This is a genomic window from Spirosoma sordidisoli (assembly GCF_004138325.1).
Lineage (GTDB): Bacteria > Bacteroidota > Bacteroidia > Cytophagales > Spirosomataceae > Spirosoma > Spirosoma sordidisoli.
Genome location: NZ_SBLB01000003.1, coordinates 630,833 through 648,920, shown reverse-complemented (window position 1 = coordinate 648,920; position 18,088 = coordinate 630,833). Strand labels below are relative to the sequence as shown.

The window sequence follows — 18,088 nt, the reverse complement described above, 5'->3', positions numbered from 1 at the left end:
GAAAGGACAATAGCGTTGCCCGGAGAGCCTCTGCTAATGAACTTTCAGAATGTCGTTCCAGCGGGTGGTGTAACACGGACTCAACAACTCCTGTGTCCCCAGTCGGGGGTAAACGACTGACTGGCCAGCCGCACCCGATCCCGGCCGTGGCGTGCGTTGAGCCGGTCTATTACGCCCGACAACGTCAGCAGCCGCTCGTTTGGCCCCTCTACGAAAATGCCCTGTTGCCGATGATCGGCCGGAACGAAGTTCGACAGGATGATGCCGATTTTCTGGTAGTTGTAGCCGAATCGGTATACGGCCCCGCGTGCTGACTCGGTATAGCGCAGCAGCTCAACGGTACTTGAGGTGGGGCAGGCTAACCGTCTGACTGCCGCAATACGGCCGGGCGGTTCGTGGGAACTTAGGCGGCAGGCCTAGTGCTAGTGCGTGTTATACCGCTATATTTGAACTGATCGAAATCGGTATGTCCCCCTATTGTATGAAGCCTTATTCCCGTAGCGGTCATTCGAAAACTTGATGTCCAACTTTGTCATTCTATATAGTATGAAACTGTTTACCTACTCCTCTCGATGGCTGACGAGCCTGTTTTTCGTGGTAGCCTTCCAGGCTCAGGGCCAGCCTGTCCAGCCCTATACCTATCCACCCAGTGAGGTGGTGAAAATTCACTCCAGGCTGTTAAACGAAGAGCGAAAAGTGTATGTGCATTGCCCTAAAGTAGACTCTGCCTATGCAAACAGTCGATTTCCGGTCTTATACGTTCTGGATGGGGACAATCATTTTGAACTCTTTGCTCAGTATGTTGACTATCTGAGTCGGCCCGATGTGTTGGCCATGCCCAAGATGATCGTCATCGGCATCCCAAATACCAAGCGGACCCGAGACCTTACGCCAACAAACAGCATCCTTAACTACGAGGGCAAACCTGATAGTAGCTCGTATCGAGGCAGTGGAGGAAACGAAAAGTTTTTACAATTTATGGCGACCGAGTTGATGCCCGTGATCGAGAAAAAGTACCCAACAGCGCCCTATAAAATTTTGGCCGGCCACTCCTTTGGGGGCCTTGCGTCGCTTCATTGTCTGTTGACCCATCCCGATCTGTTCGATGCGTATGTTGCCGTAAGTCCATCCCTGTGGTGGGACAAGGAGTATGTGTTGAGAATGACCGATGAGAAACTGAAAAGTGCTTCAACCTTACACAAAACGCTTTTTCTTAGTGACGGTAATGAAGGCGGAGCGGATTCGTTTTTTCATAAACATCTATTAAAACTGGAGGCAACACTCGCCGGGAAAAAGCTGAAAAAACTTGATTATCGCTATAAGCATTATCCCACCGAAACCCACATGACCGAACCTGTTGTGGCTTATTTCGATGCGCTGCGCTTTATTTTTAAGGACTGGGAAAAGCAGCACTGAGGACTGAAGCGTCGCTATCGGGCATACGCTGAGAACAGGTAATGAGACAAGAGAAGCCGGAAGCTACAGCCAGCGGCCGTTTTGACGAAGATGCCATACAGATGTCTTTCTGACAACCGGTACTTTGCTTCAACTCCCCCGTTTTTTAGGGTCGCTGAAATCTGCGGTTTCGGCAGGGCACAAAAAAAGCCCGAAACAGTTTTCGTCTCGGGCTTCTGGCGTTATGTGAGGTCTTTTTGCAGAGAGAGAGGGATTCCTCAAAACCTGCCATACATATAGTCACTGCCGTGTTCTCTTGCTTTGAGAACGGGGTGCCACCTACTTTACAATGGGTTGACCTACGAAAGCGTACGATGTACCGAGCATGTTTGTTAAACTTGCTATGTAGTAGTCACGCATGTTTAGATCGAATTTGAAATCCCCAGTGGAAAGCGGCAAACAGATAGCACCCTCAGGCTTTCCCAATAGATCCAGTAACTTTTCAATCTGTCGGTCTTTCGCCCTCAATTGCTCCTCGAATACCTGCTTTAGCTCTCTTATCTCTTTCTGAATATCGAATGAGTCGTCTATTGATTCACTTTTAGTTTGTGATAGGCTTTTATAATTGTAGTGTTGGCTAGTGTCGTCGCTAAAATAAGAAACATCTACATTGAGCTTATCTGCTATGGCCAGCAAGGTACCATATTTGGTTGTACCCCTTTTGAGCATAGTATAAAACCCTGCTTCAGACATTCCGATCGCCCCAGCTAGGCTCTTAACAGTCCTGATTGGACTCGTCTTCTCCCCAACTCGATCTTTGATTTTTTCAAGAAGTTGCTCCATGGCAAAAAAATATTTGTGTAGTACTTGTAAAATTTGAGTTGTTGCTTTACTATTGCATTGTTGTTTTTGTAAATGGCTGATACAAATTATGTAAGCAAGCTCCATAAATGCAAGTTTAATAATGCAAATGGCTCAGAATTTAGCAGTTGGCAAAAATCCGCTCTGGACAGCCTATCAAGACGCTGGATCATTGGTGCGTGATGAAATTATACTTGAGCTAAAGAGACAAGGCCTGTTTCGTTATTGGCTAGTTACTGCTAGTAAAGAGGGGTACGACCTTAAAAAAAAGGTGAAGGCCCCAATGCGAGACATTTTTATCAGGCTAATGCCTGAAACAGCCACACTCTTTGGCTTGCCTGTCCCCCGAGGAGCAGCTGGTAAAAAGAAAGCGGCTGTCAACGACGGTACACTATCCCTTTTCTCATAATGTCCACTTCAACCATGACCACCTTAGAAGCCGAAGAAGCCTGGCTGGAACAGATCGAAGCCAGTAAGCTGGTGGGTATTTGTTTGCTTGACGCCGAGGGGCGGCTCGTCCAGCGGCTCGATGATGATCCGACCCTGAAAGAAGCGATTGCGGACTGGCAGGCTCAGCGTATCCGCGAGTTGAACCGATCGGCCTTTCGGGGCCAAGCAGCGCGCTACGAGCTGCCTGGTGAAAGCTATCAACCCCAAACCGCTTGAGCCATGAGCTACCTGTTTGAATTTGACTCGTTCATCCTGCTGCTTGCCATAGCCGCGCTGCTGGGGATCGTAGGCATATGGATGGTGCTGTTAGCCTGGCGTGATAACCAGCGCGTAGACAGGGCGATCAACTCGATGAAATCCCAGCGCCATGTATAATAACCTCGCCGACTTCTTCGTCGCCCACCAGGTCGATCACCTACTGGAGACCGCCCACCAGGGGCTCACTAAAGCTGAGCGCTGGCAGCTTATTGATCAGCTCGATCAGGCGACCGACCAGTACCAACGCTGGAAGCAGCGACTCCAGCCGAGTCAGATCGCTCACCAGCTACTTACTCAAAAGCTGCGCGCGATTCGCCTGAAACGGTTTCAGGTCTGGAATTCCTTCTACCCGGCGATGTCCACCGCTATAAAGATCGGCATCCATGCAGCTTGACTTCGACAACATGGCTAGCCTGCTGGAGCCAGGTAAGCAGGAAATAATTCTCGACCATTTCAGATTGGGGCCTGAATTTAAGGATCGTTTCAATCAGCTATCTGACGCCTTTAGTTTGCACGTCACCCGCTTGCTGCAACAGGCTCATGTCTCGGGCGACACGGAGCCGCTTCACGAGAGCCTGCTGCTAAAAACGTTGTTCGGCATGGCTGATCAGTATATCAAGCCCGAGTCGGCCCGCGAAGTAGCCTGCGTCGCTTACATGGTCAGTAGCCTGCTGGCCGGCACCCACGCCATCATTAGCCCATACGTGGCTATAATTCACTTGCGGGCTTCCGCATCTCAAACCACTACATTTTATGGAGGTACAGCAACAGCTTGAGGACCGGGCCGCGCTAGGCCGGGCTCTCGCAGAGCTAGTCAAGGCGACGCGTCTCATGCGCCAGGCTCAGACAAAATATTTCAGGAGTAGGACCTCTACGGCCCTGTCCGAATCGAAAAAGGCGGAGGTTATAGTCGACCGACTCCTCCAGCAGCAACCAGAACCGACTAAGCCGGTGCAGATATTATTGGGTTCATCACAGACGTAATTCGGATTGGCCACCTGGCTTCCGGGTGGCCAATTTAAAGCGTGCTGTTGACATCCCTGCAGACAGATATAACCCAGCCATATTCCGAATTGTATGTGATTGATTGGTTAGTGTTTATGTCTGCGTACAGTTGAACGTACATAGTAAGATAGTTCGCTAGGCAGGGGCATGTTGCGTGTTTCGTTTGCTCCCCGCTACGGAAAGGTAAATTTTTCCTGGAACGAGGTCACAGGGGTGACTGCGTAGGACCTGCCCTGCGCAAGCGGTTCGAATCCGGCGTTTCAACTACTTGTCCCTCCGGGGACTGGTATGCTTACCTCAAGAGGTAGAGGTAAGTAATGGTGTGGATAGAACGAGTGAACACCGGAGCCGCTGGCTCCGGTGTTCCTTCTCTGCTCCACGGTAAAACTAACCCGTTAACACACAGGACCATGCTTCACCCGTACACGCCCCCTTAATTCCCCTAACCATATTGCCTCCAGCATTACCCGTCCGAAGCTCGCGATTTCGGAATGCAGTATTGCTATAATACTACCCCAAGGCTAGTGCGTATAGGGGTAAACGGTATCTCTATGCCAGTTGCGCAAGCAGCGTTTTTTTGCCACCGACTTTGCAGTTATTCGGTTAGGATAGCTATATAAGAAAAGTTAACAACGGTTATTCTTAGGTTCTAACGTTGTCAATTGTAGTTAACCTGTACTGAAGTTAACTTAGTTAGGGCGCGAAAAAAAATCGAAAATGAGTCGGGCCTCACTCACTCAGCCCAGTATAACCTAGTCTCTCTAATCGCGCCAGATGGGCGCCTGTGATTACCGAAAACCATGACAATGCAACCAGCCGCCTACAACCGTAAGCCCAATACCGGTACGCCCAAATTTGAAGCTGATCCAATTAACAGCACTTTTCGCTGGGAGCTGTACTTAACCCCGGGAAATGCCCGCAACCGCATCAGCCTGATGGATGGCTACAGCAAGGGCATGGGCTTCGAAAACCCCAACAAGGTGCTGCTCCTGTACCGCAAGCTGATTAACCCGCTGTTGCCCTATTTATCGCGCTGTGACGCTATGGTGATCTACGAGCAAGTGCCAGGCCTGCCCAAGGAGCTGCATACGAAAGTGCTGGAGATTTACAGTAACCAGTACCGGGCGCATGGCTGGGTCAAGGATACGGCCGTCATCACCGAGTATCTGGATAACTACTTCAATCACTACGTAAGGACTGGCACCATGCCGCCCCTGGAGGATCGGCGCAAGAATGTGCGGCAGCCCGTGTACATGCAAGAGCTGGACCACACCAAGCATCACTTTGCTACGCTCGATGAGCTGCGGGTTTTCTGCCGCAGTCGATCAGAAAAATACTCCGAGATCTGCATGCGGGGATGGTACTACCGGCACGCAGAGTATCAACCTGAACTGTTCGAGAATGAAGTGACGGATATGATAACCGACGCACTCGCTCACCAGGTACATACAGCAACGACGTACGAAGAGGCCGAGCGGGCTCAGAATAGCTTGACTAATCTGCTCACCAAGCACAAATCGAATCGTTGATCTCTGATCACAACGCTCATGAACACACCATTGCATACCATCCCCTATACCGTTGCCGTCTGGCTGGGTGACCGTTTCGTTATCCGTCTGACTATTTGGGCCGCAAACCGATATACTGCCGAGCAGCTGGCCGGCGTGGATCTGCACGCGGCTGGCAAAGTCTACGATACCATCACTGCTATTGCTGTTTAGCCATGATCTCACTGAAGCTGACCCCCAACGAGTTCAAGGCGCTGATCCTGTTTGTCCGGGGTGTGGTGGACATGCAGAGCCGCCTGCCGATCAGGAATCAGCAGCTGTCGGGTCTGGTGCTCGAGCAGTATCTCGGGAAGTGGCGACCACATCAGCTGCTGGCCTGGGGGCAGCGCACTGCCGGCAAGGAGTTCAAACTGAATCTGTCCCTTCCGGTGGCTAAGGCTTTGCATCAGGAAATGCAGCATTCGGTGCTGATGGGCTGGCAGCAGCTGCTGCTGGGTAAGCTGGACCAGGCGCTGATCAACTACCAAATCCCGCTACTGGAAAGCGTACCAGTTATCACATTCCGGTACGGCTCAAACTGAAGCCGTACCGGAATGTCAGTCTAAAACCGTCAGACGGGTTAGTTCCCCACTAATTTCGTCAAGCCCTTTTTGGAGCTGTCTGATTTTAACTTCCAGAAATAGTTTCTTTTGCTGGAGTAGTTCGACGCGCCGACGGGTGCGCTCGGCCAGGGAGAGTCTTGGCATGAAGTAAAGTAGGCTACCGGCAGTCAACGGGCGGTGCTGCCTGTCCCGCTGCTAAGTTCATACCAAGGGGTCAAACTACCTGCATCATTACAATACAGGAACGGGGGTGCAGCACCGCCCACTAACTGGACGGTGCTACCCCGTGGTAATAATGAACTTAGCAGGGCAAAAGTAGTAAAAAGGACGATAGGCCTGGTCAATTCATCCATTGAGAGCTCTGTATTTAGCTAAGAACTGACCAGGGAATAACAACAAATCTGTTTTAGCAACAGGCTGCTTTCCAGTAGTATATATTTTGGTTAGTTTGACGCGGAAGCCTGGCCAATTTTCCACGGAAACAAGTGATTAATGGCTGCGAAACTTCCCAAGATGGCCAGGGCAACTTGTAGACGCGGCACTGCCTCAAATTGGGCCGGCCCTATCTCGTTCCGGTTCCGTCGGTGGTTGGCCCTTTGAATAGGATGATGCCCGGCTCCGTACCGTGTTTATGCCAGACGCGCAGTAACGAAGCAATGTCCTCGTGGTGCGTTACAATCGCATCGTTTAGATTTTCAAGGTCAGGAGCGGACGGATCATGCTGATTGATTAAAGAGTAAATTCGTAATGGGTAGCCGAAGGGGGCATCAGCCTGATTAGTTGAGAGCTCATCCATAGGCAAAGAGAGAAGGGCGCTCTCAAAGATGGCTTAATAACTTGAACCGCAAACAACTACACGTTGAAATTATTCCATATAAGATATCCGGTTCCCTGAGACAAAGCTTGTTTCACTCTTTTGTGCTTGCCTTATAGGCGAACACGCTAGCGTTTGAACGGGGGACAAAACTGTGAATATAGAGTGAGAGAACTTTGTCCGTGTGGTAAAAGGCCAGCACCTGCTGGATTGGGTAAATTGTTTGCCCGAGTTTAATAAATTTATGGCCAAATGCCCAGGTGGTACTCTGCTGGTAGAGCGCTACTGAACCTGCTGGGAGTGACGAGTCGACACGGTAGATCCGGATCAGATTGACCTGCCTAAGGGCAATAATTTCCTGTAGATTAAGAATAAGTTGTTCGGCCGAGGTGGTCATGTCTATCTAAATGATTATAACTGTATTGGCAGGGGGCATAAATCAACAATCAACCATTCGTACAGATTGACGGGTACGATGGGTAATCACGTACTGAATAAAGTCTGGCAGTACCTGTGAACAACCCGCTGACAAGCGTTCAGCTGTTGAGTCAGGAAAGTGACCTTCAATTCGGGTTGAACTAATGGGGGGCTCAAAGGTGGGAGTGGGGGAACAGGCTGCCGAACAGGTGCGAGAGGTCCTTGCTCATCAAGCTGGTCTAGGCGGTCCAGAGCTAATCCAATGGCCAACACTCCATCATGCCAAGGCTTTAGCAGGGAGTAGTAGTCCTGGTCAGTCGTTGGTGAATGATAAATATCTTCATGGGCTACACCTGACGCGAGAACGCGGTCGTAGGCTAGAAATAAACCCTGCCGGGCGTCTTCCCGAAATAACTCCCAAAAAGTGGCTCCCTCGTACCAGTTCTGCAAAGCAGGCAGGTCAAGGGCGGCAAAATGGTTGAAGGAGCACACCTCAAAATTGACGAGCTCTCCCTGCTGGTTACGAATCGCTCGCGAATGCATGACGCCAAACGGAATGGCGTATTGCTGGTCTTGCCAGATGAACGATGACGCAGGTGCAGCCATTAGGATATGTATATGATGTAAAGAGTTATAGAATTACAATAAAGGTAAATTAATAGTATACATATAAACTATTAATTATAGATAATATTAGTTACAGGAAAGTGATATAAAAAAGTAGTATAATCAATAATAGTCTATAGATTTAGCCTATTTTTGTAGGTTATGTGAGTCTCTCCTATTTTTTTACTCAACGTCCGTGAAAAGTCAATTCGCTATGCCCACCCAGCCTCATTTTGACGAACTTTTCGCGCGCTACGTGGAACGTATCCGTACAGCCTACGAGCTACCTGCTGATTATCCAGGATTCGAAAAACTCCATGAGTTGGCTTCACCGAAGGTAACGGGGCCTTCACTAGACATTGACGAATCACCGCATTCCTGAACTGCGGTCTTACCTGAACTGCGGTCTTATTAGATGCTTGGACGGCAGGTAAAGCGCATGAGTTCATGTCTACGCCAAAGCATACTGAATGACAGTTTAAGAGGCCGGGATCGGCTGTCTATAGAGCCGCCAGATTAGCTTCAGTTCAAACTGCTTAGTTCTTTTGGCTAAAGAGGCATAGCTTTCAGCTGCCGGGCGTTCTTTCTACTTGACGATGTGTAGGCAATCAATTGCTTATACCAAGAAAGACCTTTGCCTCCGGGATTGTAAACTTTAAAATGCCTCCCTGATAAATTATGCGCTGAGCCTGGGCTGTTGACTGCGCTACTGATACTACATGATCCATATTAATGATGACGACGTCGGTTATGGTTGGCTCGTGGCCGCAAGACCAAATCGCTAAGTCATTCCAGTTTCCTGATTTAACGGATTCGCAGGCGTTAACGACAGGCGGAGTGGGGTAAAAAACGGTAATCAGCGTGCCGTCTATGACATTAGTCCCATCCTGATAGCGGATTGCAACGCGTAAACGTAGAAGTTCATCCGATAGGCTTGCTATCTGATTGGTATCTTGGCCCACGACCAGCGTCTCCGGATTAGGCGTATCCCACGTACCGGATCGCGCGCTCCCCGTGATATCACTGCCCGTGTACACATGATTGTTCTGAAACGTCAGGCTTACTCTACCCACGTACCATATGTTTTTCGCTGAGTCGCTATGAAACAAAAGTAACGTGTCCTGCTGGCTGACTAAAGCGATCTGCCGGTAAGACCAGGTCTTGTTGAGTAAGCGTTCTGACTGAGCGTTTGCCCCTATCCCGAGCGCTAGGCTTATTAGGAGTGTGAAGAACCAATTCATCGTGGTAGATTAGTAAACGCTTCACGTAGCCGAAAATCCACTCGCTTAAACAAGCGTGGCCCCGCTGTTGCATTCTGTTCGCCCATACTTTTTCCTAGTGCAACAGCACCGGCAGCCGCGTTTTGTACGGGCATAAAGGAGAGTAAAGGATTGAGCACCGGAGGGATACCGATAAGCGGATAGCCCAAGTCCGCCAGGTAATGCCTTCCGACTCCAATGGTAACAATCTTGATTCGATCACAATCCTCGATGACGGACCGGACAACCTTACCAGGATAAAACACATGGCCAGGCTTGGTATAATTCGTGATCGTAAAGGTGGACTCATCGATGAACTGAGCAATCGGATTGGCAATCGGAATGTTCGATTGCTCAGGCTGGAATGGCTTGGCTACAGCGTAGTAGCTGGGTTTGTTGAACCCATATTCCCTACTGTAATCATATAGCTGTTTCAAATTAACAGCCATACTCAAGGGGCCCGCTAAATTGACTACCTCACAATTAGAAACGGGCGTGTCGTCAATTTTAAATATCAAATCGGATCCAATGAGTTGAAAACCATCGGCCACCAGTGAGGCACCCGAAGAATTGCCCGTTGCGTAGGGAAACTCGTCGGCTTTAAATACGTTAAAGTCTTTACGGCTTTTCATCAACTCAAATACCTTTTCTTTGGTGCAATTCGTATTCCCATCCGCTTTGTTGCAGACGATTGTCTCTACACTGAAGTGGTGATAGTCGGCCCGGCCATCCCGGGCGTAGGTGTCGATTTCATTCATTTTGTCATCGTTACACTCAGGTGCCTTGGCAAGAATACTTACCGCTACAGGATCGGATACTTCGCCGGGGCATCCGTTGTCGTTGCATTGGGTATAAAATACCGTCCCAACCTCATAATGCGGGTAGGCAGGGCCAAATACCCGGTACGTGCTGCCGTCACTGTTGCCGGATCCTATATTACTTAGAAATAGAGGCTTTCCCTGGGTATCGCAGCTATAGGCCCAACTGGTGGGGTTACTAGATTGGTTATAGGGGAAGTCTGAGATGCCCAACTGAGCTACTGTATTGGGGCAAACCGAGCTAGTCACCGTGGTTGATTCCCCGCGTTTAACTATCGCGTGCAGCGATGTCAGACTGGGCTTGGGAGGGGATGGTATCGAGATGATTATTGCGTAAGTACCCACATACTTTTTGGTTTTCGTCTCCTGTCCAGGACAACTGTTTGTTGGTACTATATCTCGATCTTCCCAACTCACGGTAACAGGTCCTGTAGCGGTTATGCGGGCTTTGGCGTACCAATACGCTGGGGTCCCGGTCAAGGATTGAGGAACGTACTTTAGCTCCAAAACGGATATACCTGGCCCTATCAGCTCCAACGTATTATTGACTTCTTCCCGGTCGATCACAAATCGGCATTCACTGGCGTTACCAACTTGCCGGTAATACGTGGTCATTTGCCTGGGAGACCGAAGAGAACCATCCGTATACTGAATCTTTAATTCGACGACTGAGTCCCCGCAAACTCGATTAAGATCAAAGGGTTGCCTTAGGGCACTGGTGATATCTTCAACCGTTTGAGCTTGACCGAAAACGCTCAGGCCTGTACATAGGCAGTAAGTGAAGGCTAGCAGGAAGCAAACCTGGCGACAAGTGAGGTTTAAGCAAGATTTAATCCAGGAAGGAGGGGCGAGAATGGTGCTCATAGTAAGGTCAGGTGGATAGATCAGCTTGGGTAATTAATTCCTAGTGCTGACTAAACCTACGAGTTAATAGCATCTGATTTTAGTCTTCTGGTTGCTGATCTGACGTTGAATTTACCAGACGGTATATCGAGGGCCCTGAACACGGAGTCCCAATTGCATGATGACCCGAATGTCCATCTTGTACGAACTAGTTCAGGTAGATCAAACAACGGTGCCAGAATACCGGCAGGAACTGTGTTTAGGGGCTACTGTGTTTGCTCCCAGAGTAGGTCATGTTAGACCTAAGAGGTGTAATGCTCAATAGCCGGCTCCGGTTGGGATCGGCTATTTTTTACTGATTCGGCCAGACGCTGCCGGAACCTAGTCGTTTGCAGTCTACAGCCACAATCGGTGGGCTGTTTCAGCGTTGACTGGATGTCGTGACGTAATTTATGAGCCCGGTTTCCTGCTTGAAGAGGTGATGGTTCAACCGGGCGGCTGGATAGGGTATTTATATCCTGCCGTAGCGTTTGGAGTTCTACGATCAGGACGCTAAAATTAAGCACTCTGATCCTCTATTTATTACTCTCCGACAGGGAGGCAGCTACCTAAGCAGGCAACAGGGCCGCGTAGTTGCCGGTTCGCTGTGTGGTTGAACACTCTTTGATAACGACAACGGGGAAGCGACTACACACTACACTAGCTAAGCCAGTACAATAAAAGAGGCATACCAGCGATTAACGCCAAAATAGCCAATAGCGCCAGCCAGTGCGTGCGGGCTGAGTAGCGAATATACCGGCTATTGCCCGCCACCAAATTTACGAGTTCGTTCATCCAGTGATGCCACATACCAGGTTTGAATTTAGTGAGCACGTGGGCTGTCCTCGGTATACGTTTCGACTGTTATCTATGAGGAGGCCCAATATCGGGCTTCCCGAAAAGATAGCCGTACGCTTGTTCCGGTATTGCCTGCCCGGTGGCTACTGCGTGTAAGGGAGCCGGTGCAAGATTGACACTTTCCTTCAGCATTGGCTTTCGTTCACTCGCCTACCCAAGATGCAAAAGTATAGGGGAACGAGCCGCGGGAGAAGACCGGCTTAAAAGCGTAAAGATTATTTAACAACCGTATCGTGGTTGGCTCATTTCGGCTCGCGTGCATATTTAGAGTTTATTGGAGGCCTTGATGTAGTCGATAAGTTCGGTTTCCTGCTTAAACAGGTGATAGTTCAGCTCAACCGGGCGGCTGGAGAGGTTGTTTATATCCTGCCGTAGCGTTTGTAGCTCCGCGACCAGGGCGCTCAAATCCAGCCCCTGATGGTCCCTGCTCCCTCGACTATTATCGGCCGCCGGCGGGATAGCCCCCTGAGTAGGTGACAAAGCCGCATAATTGCCCGTGCGCTGCATGGCATCCAGCATCCGGGCAAAATCGGCCACCACCGGATGCTGCAGGGCGCGGTTGCTAATCACAAACTCGCGGCCGGCTTCACCGGCTATATAGGACCTACGGCCCATGTTGAATAGGGTAGGCCCATCGGTAAAACCCGCTGGTCCGGCCGATCCCGGATACAGTTCCTCTAGGCCGGTATAACCGCCATCCGCTTTCGCGGCAATTTCAGTGGCGCCCTGGGCGGCAATGGCCGCAATGGCCGAGCCGGCCTGAATTTTAGCCGTCAGGATCGATTTGGCTAGGTAAGCTTCCCGGACACCGGGGGGCATGGCCATCACCGAGGGGCTGGCGGCCAGGCCCACAATCTGCCGCTGCATGTCGATTATAACCTGCGCAATGGCGAAGGCTTTCTGAGCCGCCAGGGCCACCTTGTAGGCCCGGGTGCCTTCTTTCAAAAAGGCTTTTAGCAACGTAGTACCCTGCAGATAGGCGTCGCGCTTGGCGTCGGCGAGGGCCCACTCGGCCTGCTTCATGCGCTCGGCGGCATCGTATTCGGTCTGGGCCCGCAGGTGCACCTGGGCATTCCAGTTCTCGGTCAGCTGGCGCTGGGTGTCAGTGACCTCCTGAGCGAAGGTTTGCTGGAGAAGGAGTTTCTGCTCCAGAAAGCGCTGCTCGCTTTCAAGCTCGAGCTGGCGGGCTTCGGCTTCCCCGATTTTTTTGGTGGCCAGATCCAGGCCAATCCGGGTTTGATCCCCCGCCCGGGTTTGCTCGGCTTCGCCCAGGGCTGCGGTATAGCCCAGCTTATTGTCCCGCTCGGCCTGCCTACGGGCCGACTCGTCGAGAAGCTCCTGCCGGCGCCGTTCGATCTCGGCGAACTCGACCAGGCTCAGCCGCTGAATCTCGTCGATTTTATCCTGATGATCTTTGGCCAGCTCATACATCCGGGTGTACTTCTCGGCGAAGGCGGCTACCTCCCGTTCGTAGTCGGACGCTTCGCCTTCGGCGATTCGCTGCCGGCTGTCGCCGAGTAGTTTCTCCAGTTCGTCGGCATCGCGTTTGGCATCGGCTTTCTGTTTAGAAGCCGCAGCCCGGCGGTCGTCCTCGCTGACAATCGTCGTGCTTGCCCCGCCATCCCGGCCCGGAGCAGGTCGCTCGTAGCGCTGGATTTGATTCAGGATGGTATCGTACTGTTTAAGCTCGTTGGTTAGGCCCGAGATGCCTCCTTCGAACTGCTGGCGAACGGCCAGCACGTTGGCCAGTCCCTGCTCCATAAGGTTCTTGGGAACGGCGGCCATGTTGCCCCCGGCTTTAATGACTGCCCATAGCTTTTGCCACAGACTGGGCTCCAGGGCGAGCATCTCCATTTCTTTCGCGCGCGCCTTCATCCGGCTCAGGCGGGCCTCCAGATCCAGGCGGGCGATAGCCACGTTTTTGACGTACTCGGCCCGCTCGGCCTGGCTCATGGCCGTGTAGTCCTGCAGCTGCTCGTTGAGTTTATCCAGGGTCCGGGTTTGTACCTCGGTCAGCAGCGTCATATCCCGCTGCAGGCGCAGCTTCTCCCGTTCCAGCCGCAAGGCCTGCTCGGTATTGTCCGAATAGGTTTTTACGGCGTAGGCCAGGGCGGCCAGCCCGGTCAGAACGACCCCGATTGGATTGGCAATCAGGATCGCGTTAAACGCCGTCCAGGCGGTGCGGGCGAGCGTTACGGCCGCCGTTTGCAGGGTAATCTGGCCGGTGAGTACCTGGGTGGTCAGGGCATACGCTTTAGTAGCCGTTTCGGTGATTACCAGCCAGCGAAACCCCAGTTCATAAGCAGCCCGCCGGTAGAGCTCGGCGGTCGTGTGGGCGACGGTGGCTGCGGTGGCTTTCAGGGTGGCCCCGTAGTAAGCTACCGTGGCTAGCATCAGTCCGTAGAAATAGTCCTTCATGCCGCTCAGAAAGGCCCCGGCCTGGGGCAACGCCCGGGTAAAGAGGACCAAATTGTGCAGGGCCGATACCAGAAACTGCTGCAGGGCTTCGCTGGTCAGCAGGCTGTTGAACCACTCGTTGAGTTCCTTTAAGTCCCGGGCCAGCTGGTGGTTCTTTTTTGTGAACTCCTCGGTCAGACTGGTGCCTTCGGCCATCGCTTTGGCCGCCAGATCCTGCTTCTCTTTAACGAAGCCCGTCTGATCAGCCAGCAGACTCATCACTTTGATGCTTTCCTGGCTTTCGACCTTGAGTTCTTTCAGCCGCTGGGCGACGGCGGCTGGTGCCATGCCTTCAAAACTGCGGGCCAGCGTCATCAAAAACTCGTTCGGGCTGGTGTTGATCAGCTGCTCGAGGGCGACTTTGCTCAGGCCCAGGTGCTGGGCAAACAACTCACTTCGATTGGCGGCCGTGAGCATAAGCCCTGTCAGACCGGACGAGGCAATCTCGGCCGACAGACCCAGCTCCTGCAGGGCGGCTCCCAGTCCCATGGTTTCGGCGAGTTTGGGCGCCAGCGCGCCCAGCTGGCCCATGCGGGTGGTGAACTCGGCGACGACGGCGGAGGTGGCCGATCCGGCGGCACCGAGTTCGTTGAGAGCCGAACCAACATCGTTGATCACCTGACCGGCGGGTAGATTGCGGGTTTCGGCAAAGAGTTTACCAATGCCCCCCAGCGATTTGGCCACCTCGTCGACGCCCCCCGAAAACTCGTCGCCGAGCGCGACGACGGCCTGGTCGACGTTCTCGACAAACTCGACCAGTTCGGCGTTGGGCACGCCCAGCTGACCGCCGGCAATGGCTATTTCGCGCAGCTCCTGGTTGGTCGTGCGGGTGTCGATGGCCTTGAGCTCCTGGTTGAGTTTCTGCACGCCTGCCGCGCTCAGGTTGGTTGCCTTTTCGATGTCGGCAAACGTATCCTTGAGCTTTAGGGTCCGATCGATCGTCGAGGGAATCAGGGCCACTAGCGATTGCAGGGCGGCCGTGATCGCGTTGCCGCCCACGACACCGACGGCGACCTGGGCCATTTCTTTCTTAAAGCGGCCCCAGGCGGTGGTCGTGTCGTCGATGCGCTGGCGCATCTGCTTCTGGGCGGCCAGCATCTTATGATACTCGGCCAGTTTGGCTTTGTAGAATTCGGGGTTGTCGGCTTCCTTGAGCTTGAGCAGGGCCGACCGCTGGCGGGTGACCTCCAGGGTAATTTCTTTGAGGTTGGTTTTAGCCTGCTGGCCGTTGATCACCAGATCAATGACGGCCCGCTCGGTCTGGGTTTTTGCCACGGCAGTTGCGGGTTAAGCGTTGCCGCGGGTGACGTGTCGCGTGTAAGGCGTGTGTTAGAGTCGGAGCTCAATGCGCGTACTGAGGGCGCTTTCCAGAGTCTCCAGGGGAATATCAATATGGTGCTGCACCAGCAGCTCGCGGAGCCGGTGCGTTTCGTAGCCTTTCCGGCGGCTGTACCAGCGCACCGGGATCCGGGTTCGTTTCTCGCCGTTGGCCCGAACCCGCTGGTAGGTAGCCAGGGCGGAATCGGTTCCCTTGCCCACGCCCATGTCGACAAAGCGGCCGTACTGCAGAAAGCTGATCTGACTGCCCCGTACGTCGTCACCGGCCCCGATCAGGGCCATGTGCCAGTTGTTGCGCAGCTGATACGTCCGGCTGAGTGTTCGGCGCCAGCGGGCCCGTTTTCGCCCGTAGAGTTTTTGGTTTAGATCCTCGCGGAATCGGTCGACGGTAATGCGCTGCCATGCCTGCACCAGTCCTTTCAGATTGATCCGTTTGTTGATATCAAGATCGTCGTAGCTCATAGCAGGGTATAGCCGTCGCCCGGATCGAGCTGGATGGTTCGTTCGAAAATGCTGATGCGCCGATCGGGTCCGTACACATTCTGGGTCGCTACAAAATCAGTCGTGACTATCGTCTGGTGGGTATTGACGACATAGGTCGTCACGTATTCTTCCCCTTCCAGCACGCCGGCCATCCCCGGCATCCGCTGACGCAGGTTAACGGGTAGACCCGACGGAATAAAGGGCTGCGTGCGGCCCGAATCGCTCCAGCAGCGCACGGTGACCGATTGTTTCCAGACGGGGTAGGTGCCGCTGGCGGGGGAAGGTACCGGCAGCGGCTGGGCTACCTTGGGGCCCAGAACGATGTCTACCCAGACAACCGGATCATCAAACTCGCCCGGCAAATCCAGACCGCTGGGCAGGCTTAACACCTCCAGCTTGACAATGGCCAGCCCGTCGGGGCCTGGACTCTCGGCCTGGACCTTACTGATTAAGTAGGACCGCCGAATGTGATCGTCCAGGCTCAGACTGACCGTGCCGTGCAGGGGGAGCGCGCTGAGCACACTTACCGGCAGGAGCAGTTTCTGGGTGATTGGCCGGGTCTGGTTGCGGAAATAAACGTAGTTCCGCAGCGCCCGGCGCCACAGCCCGTACCGGCCGGACAGCATACAGGCGTCCGTCCCGACGATCTGCTGCCGGCCGTCCCGCACGTCGGGCGTGCCCAGCGGGTGGGGGCGACCGGTCGAGTCCTGGGTCATACCCCGGTAGCTGAGCAGCTTTAGCCCCACCGGGTTCCGTATCTTCCCGGTCTCATCGAGGTAGTGCTCACTGGCCTTGTAGGCCTCGTCGAGCAGGTTGCCGGGCTGACGGACGATGGGCACAAACCAGCGACCGGCCGCGCTGGCGGGGCTGTTTTTAGGGGCTAGTGTGGAGGCTTCGTAGCTGAGCTGGGTAGTGCCCACGCGCAGGTTGAGCAGCTGCTGGCCATCCCCGATTGTCAGGGGGGCGGGCTGCAAGAGTTCCCCTTTCTCCGTTTTGTAGAGGGAATCGGCGGAGTCTACATAGTCAATCACCCGGTAGCCTTTGCCAAACGGGTCAGTACAGTCGTAAGGTCCCGACTGATAGGGGGTCAGATCCAGCAGGGGCGGCTGGGCTACGCTGTCGACAAAGCGAACCAGGCGGCAAATTCGATCATTGGCATTAAAGGTGAACGCCAGCCCAAATCGTCCCTTGATCGCTTTCAAAAAATCTGAAACGCTCATGTCGGGCATGTGCTGGCCGGCCGTTACGGTATGGCCCACCAGCAGGGTGTTGATGCCGCCCGTCAGCAGCTGGCCACCCGTCCAGATGGGTAGGGCGGTCATGTTGACAATGACTAGCCGCTGCGCTTCCGGACTGGCCAGCCAGTCGGATTCCAGGCGAAAGCCGGCCAGGGCCATGATGCGCTCGAGTACCCAGCTCAAGTAAAAGAACGGCACCACGGGATACCCCCGGGTGAGGGCGAGCTGACCGGATTTTAGGGTATCGGTGCGGAAGCCGTACCCACCGCCCGTCAGCGCTTCCCAGGCATTGACGTAAGGTTGACGAACAAAACCCGGGACCTTGACTGCATCCAGCGCGCTCTCGAAAAAGCCGTCATTCCGAATGGGGAAAAACGTGAGCGGAAATTGACCCGGCGGCATCTCGGCGATCTGCCGCAGGCGGGTGGCAATCGGTATGGTTTGGCCACTAATCAGCCCGTCGCCCAAATTGATGCGGTCGGGTAGGGCCTCCAGCAGGGTGAGATTGCGGATTCGGTCGTAAAACTCGGCGGAGTCGAGTTTGAGAAAACCCGTCAGCTTGCCACCCTGCAGCCGGTAGCCGAACCGGCAGCGCCGGTACAGCACCCCCTGCATTTCAACACGGACCGCCAGCTCGCCGAGGGGCCGGGCTGCGTCAGGTCGATACCCAAACCGGACGAATCGCCGGTTGTGGTCGTTCAAGGGAGCCTGGATCGGGTACGAGAATTCCGCCGGCAGTTCATCATCACTGAGCCAGGCAACGGCCTGCTCCGTGATGACTTCCTGACCGGGATCGAGTTGCAGGGCTTCACCCTGATCGTTGGTGATGGCGATCATGG

General features: G+C 53.4%; 19 protein-coding genes. 9 read left to right on the top strand and 10 right to left on the bottom strand.

What is annotated here, in order from left to right; genetic code table 11:
* Nucleotides 1-80 precede the first annotated feature (80 nt).
* Complete coding sequence (locus EQG79_RS31625; RefSeq protein ID WP_369822681.1) at nt 81-329, bottom strand: DUF4113 domain-containing protein; 249 nt, start codon at nt 327-329, stop codon at nt 81-83.
* 217 nt (nt 330-546) lie between these two features.
* On the opposite strand from EQG79_RS31625, the gene EQG79_RS14705 reads away from it, so the two are divergent.
* Nucleotides 547-1,416, top strand: coding sequence for an alpha/beta hydrolase (locus EQG79_RS14705; RefSeq protein WP_165358905.1), 870 nt, complete (start codon nt 547-549; stop codon nt 1,414-1,416).
* A gap of 318 nt (nt 1,417-1,734) precedes the next feature.
* On the opposite strand, the gene EQG79_RS14700 is transcribed toward EQG79_RS14705, so the two are convergent.
* The gene (locus EQG79_RS14700; protein ID WP_129602188.1) at nt 1,735-2,343 is read right to left on the bottom strand and encodes a hypothetical protein; all 609 of its coding nucleotides are present in this window, start codon (nt 2,341-2,343) and stop codon (nt 1,735-1,737) included.
* A gap of 22 nt (nt 2,344-2,365) precedes the next feature.
* Here EQG79_RS14700 and EQG79_RS14695 point away from each other — a divergent pair, with 22 nt between their 5' ends.
* From EQG79_RS14695 to EQG79_RS14670, 8 genes are all read left to right on the top strand, one after another.
* Complete coding sequence (locus tag EQG79_RS14695) at nt 2,366-2,665, top strand: hypothetical protein (protein WP_165358904.1); 300 nt, start codon at nt 2,366-2,368, stop codon at nt 2,663-2,665.
* Between the two features lie 14 nt (nt 2,666-2,679).
* Nucleotides 2,680-2,922, top strand: coding sequence for a hypothetical protein (locus tag EQG79_RS14690; RefSeq protein ID WP_129602184.1), 243 nt, complete (start codon nt 2,680-2,682; stop codon nt 2,920-2,922).
* A gap of 3 nt (nt 2,923-2,925) precedes the next feature.
* Entirely contained in the window at nt 2,926-3,081 is a 156-nt protein-coding gene (locus EQG79_RS31015; RefSeq protein WP_165358903.1) for a hypothetical protein, read from the top strand.
* On the top strand, nt 3,074-3,358 hold the full coding sequence (locus EQG79_RS14685) for a hypothetical protein (RefSeq protein ID WP_129602182.1): 285 nt from the start codon (nt 3,074-3,076) through the stop codon (nt 3,356-3,358). Before EQG79_RS31015 ends, EQG79_RS14685 begins: the two co-directional genes overlap by 8 nt.
* Nucleotides 3,348-3,740 (top strand): hypothetical protein, encoded by a 393-nt coding sequence (locus EQG79_RS14680; protein ID WP_129602180.1) that lies wholly within the window; start codon nt 3,348-3,350, stop codon nt 3,738-3,740. Before EQG79_RS14685 ends, EQG79_RS14680 begins: the two co-directional genes overlap by 11 nt.
* Nucleotides 3,741-4,769: 1,029 nt before the next feature.
* Entirely contained in the window at nt 4,770-5,498 is a 729-nt protein-coding gene (locus EQG79_RS14675) for a hypothetical protein (protein WP_129602178.1), read from the top strand.
* A gap of 18 nt (nt 5,499-5,516) precedes the next feature.
* The gene (locus EQG79_RS31010; protein WP_161492709.1) at nt 5,517-5,690 is read left to right on the top strand and encodes a hypothetical protein; all 174 of its coding nucleotides are present in this window, start codon (nt 5,517-5,519) and stop codon (nt 5,688-5,690) included.
* 2 nt (nt 5,691-5,692) lie between these two features.
* On the top strand, nt 5,693-6,058 hold the full coding sequence (locus EQG79_RS14670) for a hypothetical protein (protein ID WP_077919756.1): 366 nt from the start codon (nt 5,693-5,695) through the stop codon (nt 6,056-6,058).
* Between the two features lie 15 nt (nt 6,059-6,073).
* Here EQG79_RS14670 and EQG79_RS31005 read toward each other — a convergent pair whose 3' ends face one another.
* The 8 genes from EQG79_RS31005 to EQG79_RS14630 all read right to left on the bottom strand — a co-directional run bounded on the left by EQG79_RS31005 (nt 6,074) and on the right by EQG79_RS14630 (nt 18,086).
* The gene (locus tag EQG79_RS31005; RefSeq protein WP_165358901.1) at nt 6,074-6,223 is read right to left on the bottom strand and encodes a hypothetical protein; all 150 of its coding nucleotides are present in this window, start codon (nt 6,221-6,223) and stop codon (nt 6,074-6,076) included.
* A 764-nt stretch (nt 6,224-6,987) separates the two neighbouring features.
* Nucleotides 6,988-7,290 (bottom strand): hypothetical protein, encoded by a 303-nt coding sequence (locus tag EQG79_RS14660; protein ID WP_129602174.1) that lies wholly within the window; start codon nt 7,288-7,290, stop codon nt 6,988-6,990.
* 86 nt (nt 7,291-7,376) lie between these two features.
* Nucleotides 7,377-7,916 carry a hypothetical protein gene (locus tag EQG79_RS14655; RefSeq protein WP_129602172.1) on the bottom strand — a complete coding sequence of 180 codons (540 nt, stop codon included), beginning with the start codon at nt 7,914-7,916 and terminating at the stop codon, nt 7,377-7,379.
* A gap of 608 nt (nt 7,917-8,524) precedes the next feature.
* The gene (locus EQG79_RS14650) at nt 8,525-9,157 is read right to left on the bottom strand and encodes a hypothetical protein (protein ID WP_129602170.1); all 633 of its coding nucleotides are present in this window, start codon (nt 9,155-9,157) and stop codon (nt 8,525-8,527) included.
* A complete protein-coding gene (locus tag EQG79_RS31000; RefSeq protein WP_165358900.1) occupies nt 9,154-9,933 on the bottom strand; it encodes a hypothetical protein in 780 nt (259 codons plus the stop codon). Before EQG79_RS31000 ends, EQG79_RS14650 begins: the two co-directional genes overlap by 4 nt.
* Nucleotides 9,934-11,997: 2,064 nt before the next feature.
* Nucleotides 11,998-15,465: a phage tail tape measure protein gene (locus EQG79_RS14640; RefSeq protein WP_129602166.1), complete on the bottom strand. Its 3,468-nt coding sequence runs from the start codon at nt 15,463-15,465 to the stop codon at nt 11,998-12,000.
* Between the two features lie 54 nt (nt 15,466-15,519).
* A complete protein-coding gene (locus tag EQG79_RS14635; RefSeq protein WP_077919750.1) occupies nt 15,520-15,990 on the bottom strand; it encodes a hypothetical protein in 471 nt (156 codons plus the stop codon).
* Nucleotides 15,987-18,086 carry a hypothetical protein gene (locus tag EQG79_RS14630; RefSeq protein WP_077919749.1) on the bottom strand — a complete coding sequence of 700 codons (2,100 nt, stop codon included), beginning with the start codon at nt 18,084-18,086 and terminating at the stop codon, nt 15,987-15,989. Before EQG79_RS14630 ends, EQG79_RS14635 begins: the two co-directional genes overlap by 4 nt.
* Nucleotides 18,087-18,088 lie beyond the last annotated feature (2 nt).